Annotated in this window: 8 protein-coding genes; all 8 read right to left on the bottom strand. The window is 33.9% G+C overall.

The features are described 5' to 3' along the window. Positions 1 to 208 precede the first annotated feature (208 nt). Positions 209 to 1,117: a glycosyltransferase gene (locus tag ACSHWW_RS09080; RefSeq protein WP_435682128.1), complete on the bottom strand. Its 909-nt coding sequence runs from the start codon at positions 1,115 to 1,117 to the stop codon at positions 209 to 211. A 2-nt stretch (positions 1,118 to 1,119) separates the two neighbouring features. Further along, positions 1,120 to 2,124 (bottom strand): polysaccharide pyruvyl transferase family protein, encoded by a 1,005-nt coding sequence (locus ACSHWW_RS09075; protein WP_435682127.1) that lies wholly within the window; start codon positions 2,122 to 2,124, stop codon positions 1,120 to 1,122. A 1-nt stretch (position 2,125) separates the two neighbouring features. After that, a complete protein-coding gene (locus ACSHWW_RS09070; protein ID WP_435682126.1) occupies positions 2,126 to 3,352 on the bottom strand; it encodes an oligosaccharide flippase family protein in 1,227 nt (408 codons plus the stop codon). Positions 3,353 to 3,379: 27 nt separating this feature from the next. Continuing rightward, on the bottom strand, positions 3,380 to 4,594 hold the full coding sequence (gene wecC / locus ACSHWW_RS09065) for a UDP-N-acetyl-D-mannosamine dehydrogenase (protein ID WP_435682125.1): 1,215 nt from the start codon (positions 4,592 to 4,594) through the stop codon (positions 3,380 to 3,382). Beyond that, positions 4,594 to 5,709, bottom strand: a complete 1,116-nt coding sequence (gene wecB, locus ACSHWW_RS09060) for a non-hydrolyzing UDP-N-acetylglucosamine 2-epimerase (protein WP_435682124.1) — start codon at positions 5,707 to 5,709, stop codon at positions 4,594 to 4,596. Before wecB ends, wecC begins: the two co-directional genes overlap by 1 nt. Positions 5,710 to 5,814: 105 nt before the next feature. Continuing rightward, positions 5,815 to 7,092 carry a nucleotide sugar dehydrogenase gene (locus ACSHWW_RS09055; RefSeq protein ID WP_435682123.1) on the bottom strand — a complete coding sequence of 426 codons (1,278 nt, stop codon included), beginning with the start codon at positions 7,090 to 7,092 and terminating at the stop codon, positions 5,815 to 5,817. Between the two features lie 47 nt (positions 7,093 to 7,139). After that, a complete protein-coding gene (locus ACSHWW_RS09050) occupies positions 7,140 to 8,108 on the bottom strand; it encodes an SDR family oxidoreductase (RefSeq protein ID WP_435682256.1) in 969 nt (322 codons plus the stop codon). A 45-nt stretch (positions 8,109 to 8,153) separates the two neighbouring features. Continuing rightward, positions 8,154 to 9,548: a nucleotide sugar dehydrogenase gene (locus ACSHWW_RS09045; RefSeq protein WP_435682122.1), complete on the bottom strand. Its 1,395-nt coding sequence runs from the start codon at positions 9,546 to 9,548 to the stop codon at positions 8,154 to 8,156. Positions 9,549 to 9,659 lie beyond the last annotated feature (111 nt).

Genomic DNA, 9,659 nt, shown 5'->3' with positions numbered 1-9,659 from the left:
TAGGTTAATAGTTTAAATACATTTCTAATGGATCTAGGACGAGTTACTACAATTATTATAAATGCGAGAACCGTTGAATTATATGTAAATCCAATGGCAAACCCAAATACTATTAGAAATACCAAGACCGTATTCCATAAATCCTTAATCATATTTTATCTAACTCAAGTGGAACATTGCTTAATTAAAGTACTTTAATATAAGTTCACTACCTAGTTTGCGAAATTAGATATTTCAAATTTGAGAACAGCTTAAATGTATTATTAATTCCTATAACACTAGCAATACTATTAAGTACTCTTGCACGGGTAGAATTTTTTTCTCCCTGCATACGTTGTTCATAGAGTGCTGCGGTTTCTTTGGCTTTATTATCATTTTTTTTCTGAGAAATAAGCGACATATCTTCATCACTAAACTTTTCAGTATTTGCAACTCTTATGGTCATTTTAATAAATTCCTCATTATGACCTGAACTCATTATAGAACCTGGTGTAATTCTATATTTCAACACAGGAATTTTGAGATTATTTACAATTAATCCTCTATTGACCATTTTAGACCACAAATAATAATCCTCAAAAAAACAATTTATTTCCTCATCATAACCGCCTAACTCTATTGCTACATCCTTTTTAAATATGACCGTTGGATGCTTGAATGCGTTTCCCTTATTGAGAAGAACTTTTTTAATAACACTAGAACCTATATAAGGAATATCATAAGCGAGTTCTTTACCATCTTTATCCATTCTTATAATTCCACCACCTAGAAGTACAGTTTCAGGATTTTTAAGCAGGTATTCTATTTGTTTCTCAAACCTAGTTGGTAGACAAACGTCGTCAGCATCCATTCTTGCGATGTAAACACCTTTTGCGAGTTGGATTCCTTTATTTAGAGTTTTGGACAAGCCAATATTCTCATGCTTTACATAAACAATTCTCGAGTCATCATAAGACAAAATTATCTCTTCAGAATTATCTGTGGAACCATCATTCAAAATGATTAACTCAAACTCTTTATAGGTTTGACTTAATACACTATCAATAGCTTCTTTTAGATATTCTCCACCATTATAAACTGGTATGACAACTGATAAAATGTCTGGTTGAGGATTCATAATTAACCGTTAATAAATTGATCTACTTTTTGTTTTAATTTATCAGCATATGGTTTATGAGCCTCTGCATTTTTAGGTGGATTCTTGAAGTCAAAATTCATAGGATTAGTATGTTTAGATCCAGTGATTAAATTAAGAAGACCTTTAAAAATATTAACTTTACTCGGTTTTGCTTTATAGATATTCATCCAGTCCAAAATACCTTCAAAACGTGAATTATCTAACGACTTTTCAAAACCACCATCTAGAAATAATACCGGTGTTCCTAGTGCTAAGCAAGGTAAAGCAGCGTGAATTCTGGAAGTTACTACAAGCTTTGCTTTAGCATACTTGTGTAACATTTCTTCAGCTTTATCTTTACGCTCTTGTTTAGTAGTTCCTTGCATATTTTGCTCTACAAACGTTGCATTATCTAAAACCTCTTTAGGAAACAAATCTTGCATAATATGCTTGCGTTCAAATAAATCTATTTTACCTGTAAAGAGATCAAAGATTCTTAAAGGGTTTTTATAGATCTGAACTAAGCCTCGACGCATTCCTAACCTGTAGAGAGCATCAACAAAAATGATTTCTTCAGTAGTTTCTTCACTATGATATTTTTTATCTAGTGTTAAGGTTAAACAGGAAGAAAAATAAGCGTCCACACCTTCTGCCTCTAAGAGTCTTTGAGTATATTTATCTCTACAACCTATAGGCTCATGCTTTTTAAAATACGCTATTACCTCTGGTCGTATCATACGATCTTTAATGGAAGAGTTAATATGCATGGCTACAAATAAAGGCTTAATATTTTCTGGCGGCGGAAAATTTTCTGGAATTGCCATGTACCAGCCATTCATAACTAACTTTACTTCACCTTCATCTTTAACTCTATAAGGATGATCTCTATCAACCCATACATCTACATTAGGTAAATACTGTTTTGCAGCTAAGCTCTGAACGTCATCTCCAAAATTGTAACTCTCATCATAGTCGTACAAACCATGCTTAATTTTATTTGAACTCATTTTATATGATTTTAAATTTTCTAGAGTAATAAAGTCTATATACCATATCAAATAGACTGATCACAGCTGCTATAACAGCAAAATACATTATTGATTCTATTCCAGCTGACAAATATAATACAAGACATAGGATAAAGAGGAGTGCCACCTTTGCAATTATCCCAGCGTTAAATATTTTTACTTTTCCTAATACTAGTAATCCTGGTGCTCCTAACTGATATGAGACTCCATCAAACAACAACGTGACTGATAATATATAAATGATATACTTAGCCTCCATGAGGCTTTCATTTGCTATTGTTAAAATAATCCAAGGAGCCACAAACCAAAGTACTGCAATCATCACTAATGCAATCAAAACAGTTAAGGTTATGGTTTTACGTAAAACAGAAAAATCATTATTTTGAGCCACTCGAGGATATATGGTTTGACTCAATATCATAAATGGAGATTTCAAAGGCTTAATTATTTTTTCAGCAAGGTCATAAACGGCTATTTGCTCGTCTCCTAAAACAATTCCTATTAATAATCTGACAGATTTCTCATTCAATACAGCTGCAATCCTAGTAGAAAAATACACTAAACCTTCATTAAATATTGTGACAAGCTCGATATAAGTCTGTTTCACAAACCTAAAATCAAACCATTTGAATAGTACAAAAAGACTTATGAGTCCTGCAACAATTTGGCCTAATCCGTTAAATAAAGGAACATAAATATAATGTTCTATTTCTGTAATAGAAAAGAAGATTAAGACTGTAAACAGAACTCTAATTATAGTATTAATTATAGTAATGTATTTCATGTCTTCCATACCTTGAAAGAAAAATAACATGTTTAAAAAAGCCCCTATACAAATGGTAAACGTGTAAGCATACAATTCAAAATTTTCTCGAAAAGCAAAGTAAACAATTAAAAAGTATGCTATCGCAGATACGAGCATCAATAAGAATTTAACGTAATAGATACCACTTAATATCTTCCTTATTTTATTGGTATCCTCTCTGTTTTTAGAAATACTCTGTACTCCAGATAAGTTGAAGCCAAAATTCACTAAAACTGCAAAATACTCTACAATTACCACCGCGAGTATGGCTTTACCATAATAAGTTTTACCTAATAGATTAATTAGGTAATAATATGTAACTAACGGTAACGCAAGGTTTACAATTTGATCTATGGTGAGATAGCCAAAGTTTTGTACTAATTTCTTATCTAATTTAATCACAACTTTTTGCTATCTAATTAGCTTTAACTAATTCTGTACCCCACAAAAGTCCAATACTAATTTATCAGAATCTTTAGGTAAGGTTTTAAATTCATTATGTGCAACTAGGTAAACTACTATATCCGCTTTCGCGAAAGCGGTTTTATAATCAGTTAATTTGAACACATTATGATCTTCAATATTAGGCTCTACAATGTAATACTGTTCATCCTGTGCGTCTTGCAGCACCTTTTGAGCGATATATTTTGCTGGAGATTCTCTTAAATCATCAATGTTAGGTTTAAAAGCAAGACCCATAATCGCGATACTCGGTTTGCGGCCGTGTTTTAATTGGAAATCAAGTTTTGCAGTCTTTACTTTCTCTGCACACCAGAATGATTTATAGTTATTAATTTCTCGAGCTTTACCTATGATTTGAGATTCCATAGGGAAGTCTGCGGTGATAAAATAAGGATCAACTGCAATACAGTGTCCACCTACTCCACAACCAGGTTGAAGAATTGTAACTCGTGGATGTTTATTTGCAAGGTTTATCAAGTCCCATACATTAATATCGGCCTTATCACAGATAAGCGATAATTCATTAGCAAATGCTATCTGTACATCTCTTGATGAATTCTCTACTAGCTTACACATCTCTGCAGTACGTGCATTAGTGGCGTGCAAATCACCTTTTACATATTGAGAATAAAATGCTAGAGCTTTTTGAGTACTTGCCTCGTCTACTCCACCTATAACTCGGTCATTATGAACTAGCTCATGCATGACGTTTCCAGGAAGCACACGCTCTGGGCAGTATGCGATATAGATTTGACCTTTTAATTCTGGCCGTTCTGTAAAAATAAGATTCATCATCTTCTCAGTAGTTCCTACTGGAGATGTGGATTCTATAATGTATAGATCACCTTTTTTAAGTAATGGTAATACTCCTTTTGTAGCGGCTTCAACAAATGAAATATCTGGCTCATTTTTATCCTTAAATGGTGTAGGAACAACGATAAGATAATTATTTGCCTCTACAGCTGTTGTGGACGCTTTTAAGTAACCTTTCTCAACAGCACTTGCAACGGCCTGATCTAAAGAAGGTTCAACGATATGGATTTTACCAGCGTTAATGGTATCTACCACTTTTTGATTAATATCTACACCGTGAACATGAACATCATTTGACGCGATTAATGCGGCTGTAGGCAGACCTATGTAGCCTAGTCCTATCATTACAACTTCTGGTTGGTGACTCATTATATATTCTTTATAGTATTAACAATGCGTGCGCAAGCTTCTCCATCTCCATAAGGATTATGCAACTCACTCATTTTATCAAATCTTTCTTTATTGCTTATTAAATCTAGTGTTTCTTGAACGATTTTATCTTTATCTGTTCCTACTAGAATTACTGTTCCAGCTTCTACTGCTTCGGGTCTTTCTGTGGTATCACGCATAACGAGAACAGGTTTTCCTAAACTTGGAGCTTCCTCTTGTACTCCACCACTGTCTGTGATAATAATAGTACTGCGACTCATCATCCATATAAAATCTTGATATGCAAGTGGATCTATAAGAATAATGTTATCTACATCTTTAAGAATGCGATTCACTGGTTCCTGCACTTTAGGATTTAAATGTACTGGGTAAACTATTTTAAAATCTGGTCGTGCTATCGCAATTTCCTTTAAAGCCTGGCAAATATTTTCAAATCCTTGCCCATGATTCTCTCTACGGTGTCCTGTAACTAGAATCATTTTATGATCACCTAAAATCTCTGTCATTTCATTAACAAAAGTTGTAGGCTTCTCCTCTACTTTTTTAACACTATCAAGTAATGCATCTATAACAGTATTACCTGTCACGATTATAGAACTTTCTGGCACGTTTTCTTTAAGTAAGTTTTCTCTAGAAGTAGTTGTAGGTGCAAAGTGAAAATCACTTATTCTACCAGTGACCTGTCTATTTATTTCTTCTGGAAATGGCGACCACTTATCATTGGTACGTAATCCAGCCTCTATGTGACATACTTTAGACTGGTTGTAAAATGCAGCAATACTTGTTGCCATAGTCGTAGAAGTATCTCCGTGAACAAAAACAAAATCAGGATTAAAATCGTCCAGGACGGTTTTCATTCCCATGATTATATCTGCAGTTAAGGAATATAAATTCTGACCTGGTTTCATAAGGTCTAAATCGTAGTCGGGAACAATCTTGAAGAAGTCTAAAACTTGATCTAACATTTCTCTATGTTGTGCTGTTACACAAACTTTAGTATCAAAATGCTGCGCATTTTTGAGAAATTCTTGGACAAGTGGAGCCATTTTAATGGCTTCTGGCCTTGTTCCAAATACGATAAGAATTTTTTTCATGTCACTATTTTTACAGCGTGCAAAGATAAGCTAATCAATAAACAATGATTACTCTTAGACTAACTTATATTCTCAATTGTACTTTTAAATAAGCATGAAAAAAAACTATAATGTTTTATCAACTCTACCTTTATATTTTCCTTTAACATCATAGATCACTGAATTTTTAACGCATAATTGTTCTAAATCAATTCTTAAAAATTGCTCATGGGCCACTGCTATGATTACTGCACTATAATAATTTTCTTTAGGCTCATCTACGAGTTGTATTCCATATTCCTTGTTAACTTCAGTTGGACTTGCTATAGGATCATAAACATCAACCTGAATACCAAATTCTTCTAAATTACTAACAACATCTACAACTTTAGTGTTTCTCACGTCAGGACAATTTTCCTTAAAAGTTATTCCCAGCATTAATACTTTAGATTTATTGACAGATATATCTTTAGACAGCATAAGTTTTACGATCTCACTAGCAACGTAAGATCCCATACTATCATTCATGCGTCTACCAGCTAGAATAATCTCTGGGTGATAACCTACTTCCATAGCCTTCTGCGCTAGATAATAAGGATCTACTCCTATACAATGTCCTCCTACAAGACCTGGAGTGAATGGAAGGAAATTCCATTTAGTTCCAGCAGCCGCGAGAACGGCTTGAGTATCGATATCTAATAAATTAAATATCTTAGATAGTTCATTTACAAAGGCTATGTTTATATCTCTTTGAGAGTTTTCTATAACTTTCGCAGCCTCAGCAACCTTAATAGAAGGTGCAAGATGAGTACCTGCTGTGATGACACTAGCATATAAATCATCTACTTTTTTACCTGTTGCTGGAGTACTTCCTGATGTTACTTTAAGTATTTTTTCAACAGTATGCTTCTTATCTCCTGGATTAATGCGCTCGGGAGAATATCCTACATAAAAATCTGTATTGAATTTCAATCCACTATTTTTCTCAAGAATAGGAACACATTCCTCCTCAGTAGCTCCAGGATACACGGTAGACTCATAAATTACGACATCACCTTTTTTCAATACTCTACCTACAGTTTCACTGGCCTTATGTAATGGCACTAATACGGGCTTATTATTACTATCCACAGGTGTGGGAACGGTAATAATGTAAGTATTTGCGAGTTTTATCTCTTCAATACTTGTTGTACAATAGAGACCGTTTTCATCACTTGCATCAGATTTGAGAACATCTAGCAGGACATCTGTTTCCACTTCTTTAGTTGAATCAATACCATTATTTAATTCTTCTACTCTAGCAGTGTTAATATCAAATCCTATAACATTATACTTGGTTGCAAATAGCCTAGCAAGAGGTAATCCTACATAACCTAGCCCTATAATAGTAATTTTCGTTTTCATTTAATATTATTGTGATGTTACGCTTTCGCGAAAGCGAAATAAATAATCTATAAGTTAGACCAATACCATTCAATAGCCTCATCTATTCCTGTGGCCAGATCAAATCTAGGGTGATAATCTAATATTTTTTTTGCTTTATCAATAGAAGCCAAAGAATGAGGCACATCACCTACTCTTAAGGGACCATATTCAATAGGTATTTCTAATATTTCCTTATTGAATCTAGACAACGATTTTTTTAACAATTCTACTAAATGATTCAAATCAGTCCTATCACCGTAAGCAATATTAAAAACAGAATTTATTGCTTCTGGATGTACTGACAACATGGCTTTTTCGTTTGCTTGAATCACATTGTCTACATAAGTAAAATCTCTTGAATAAGTCCCATCTCCATTAATTCTAGGTGATTGATTATCCATGAGGCGTTTGATAAATAACGGAATTACCGCAGCATATGCACCATTTGGGTCTTGTTTACGACCAAAAACATTAAAATAACGCAGTCCAACCGTGTTTAAACCGTAGGTCTTATAAAACACGTCAGCATATAACTCGTTGACATACTTAGTAATCGCGTAAGGTGATAAGGGCTTACCTATAGCGTCCTCCACTTTAGGCAAGCTAGTAGAATCTCCATAAGTAGATGAACTTGCAGCATACACCATTTTCTTAACACCAGCATCTTTGCAAGCTACAAGCATGTTTAAAAAGCCGTTAACGTTCACCTCATTTGAAGTTATAGGGTCTATTATAGATCTGGGAACGCTACCTAACGCAGCCTGATGAAGCACGTAATCCACGTCAGTCACAGCTTTTCTGCAAGTTTCTAAATCTCTAATATCTCCATGGATAAAACTAAAATTAGAATTATCAGTAACATCATTTAAATTAGCAATGTGGCCTGTAGATAGATTATCGAGCCCTACGACATCATAACCTCTATCAACAAAATAATCACACAGATTACTTCCTATAAATCCAGCCGCACCAGTTATTAATATTTTTGACTTAATAATTTAAAGTTTAATACAATTAATATGTTTTATTTAAGGTTCAAATCAACCTTTACCGATGGTGTAGACGTTAAATCCTATTTCATTAAGTTTATTTTCATCTAATAGCATACGACCATCAAATAAAAATGCTGGTTTAAGCATATGGGAATAGATGGCTTTCCAATCCAATTCAATAAACTCATCCCATTCAGTTAAAACAGCAATCGCATGGGCATTTGCAGCAGCTTGTTGTGGAGATTTATCAACTTTTAATAATTTTCTGTTTTCACTATCAGTTCTAGTTCCTAAATAATTTAAATCACTATAAATCTGTTCTTCAGTAACTTTAGGATCGTAGACCGTAATCTCTGCTTGCTCACTTAATAAATAATCTGCCACATAAATCGCTGCAGATTCTCTAGTATCATTAGTATCTTTTTTAAACGCCCAACCTAATAAAGCGATTTTCTTACCCGAAACGGTATTGAATAAAGTTTTAACTATGTTTTTAGCAAACCTGCGCTTTTGATGGTCATTCATTATAATGACTTGTTCCCAGTAATCTGCTACTTCCTGTAATCCATAAGATTGTGCAATGTACACTAGGTTTAAAATATCTTTTTGAAAACATGAACCACCAAAACCGACTGAAGCTTTTAAAAACTTAGACCCTATACGCGAGTCTGTTCCTATTGCTCTTGCTACTTCATTAACGTCAGCCTCAGTCACTTCACACAACTCAGACATGGCGTTAATACTACTAACTCGTTGAGCGAGAAATGCATTTGCTGTCAACTTAGATAATTCTGACGACCATACGTTTGTGGTAAGAATTCGTTCTTTAGGAACCCAGTTTGCATATACATCCACTAGTGCTTGTTGCGCTTTTTTGCCACGTTCTGTTTGATCACCGCCTATGAGCACTCTATCCGGATTTAATAAATCACTAACTGCTGTACCTTCTGCAAGGAACTCAGGATTTGAAAGAATATCATAATTAACTCCATTACCAGTATTGTCCAGAATACTTCTCAATGCTTCTGCAGTTCTTACAGGTAGAGTTGATTTTTCTACTATAATTTTATCGGTAGTTGCAACCGCTGCTATTTGTCTAGCACATAACTCGATATACTTCAAGTCAGCGGCCATACCTTTACCTACACCATAGGTTTTAGTAGGTGTATTGACAGATATAAAAATCATGTCTGCGGCCTGAATGGCTTCTTCTACATTTGTAGAAAAATGAAGATTTTTTCCTCTAGTTTTACTAACTAAATCAGACAAGCCTGGTTCATATATAGGTATATTATCCACGTTTTCATCATTCCAAGCAGCGATACGCTTTTCATTAATATCAACAACATGAACTTGAATGTGCGGACATTTAGCTGCAATCATAGTCATGGTAGGTCCACCTACATATCCAGCACCTATACAGCATATATTTTTTATTCCCATTAAATTCTTATAAAAATTAAAAGTTGGAATAAATATTAAAATACTACCCTAACTCTTTATTAAAAGTTTTCAGCAAATATAAATTAATGATGTCAATCCATGTTAATAGTT

Origin of the sequence: Nonlabens sp. (assembly GCF_051251825.1) — a bacterium.
Classification (GTDB): Bacteria; Bacteroidota; Bacteroidia; order Flavobacteriales; family Flavobacteriaceae; genus Nonlabens.
Note: the sequence above shows the minus strand (reverse complement) of the source record. Positions and strands in the feature narration are given on the sequence as shown.

Coding starts and splice junctions, on each gene's coding strand:
- ACSHWW_RS09080 (WP_435682128.1), bottom strand. CDS start 1,117: ATGAATCCTCAACCAGACATTTTATCAGTTGTCATACCAGTTTATAAT.
- ACSHWW_RS09075 (WP_435682127.1), bottom strand. CDS start 2,124: ATGAGTTCAAATAAAATTAAGCATGGTTTGTACGACTATGATGAGAGT.
- wecC (WP_435682125.1), bottom strand. CDS start 4,594: ATGAGTCACCAACCAGAAGTTGTAATGATAGGACTAGGCTACATAGGT.
- wecB (WP_435682124.1), bottom strand. CDS start 5,709: ATGAAAAAAATTCTTATCGTATTTGGAACAAGGCCAGAAGCCATTAAA.
- ACSHWW_RS09055 (WP_435682123.1), bottom strand. CDS start 7,092: ATGAAAACGAAAATTACTATTATAGGGCTAGGTTATGTAGGATTACCT.
- ACSHWW_RS09045 (WP_435682122.1), bottom strand. CDS start 9,548: ATGGGAATAAAAAATATATGCTGTATAGGTGCTGGATATGTAGGTGGA.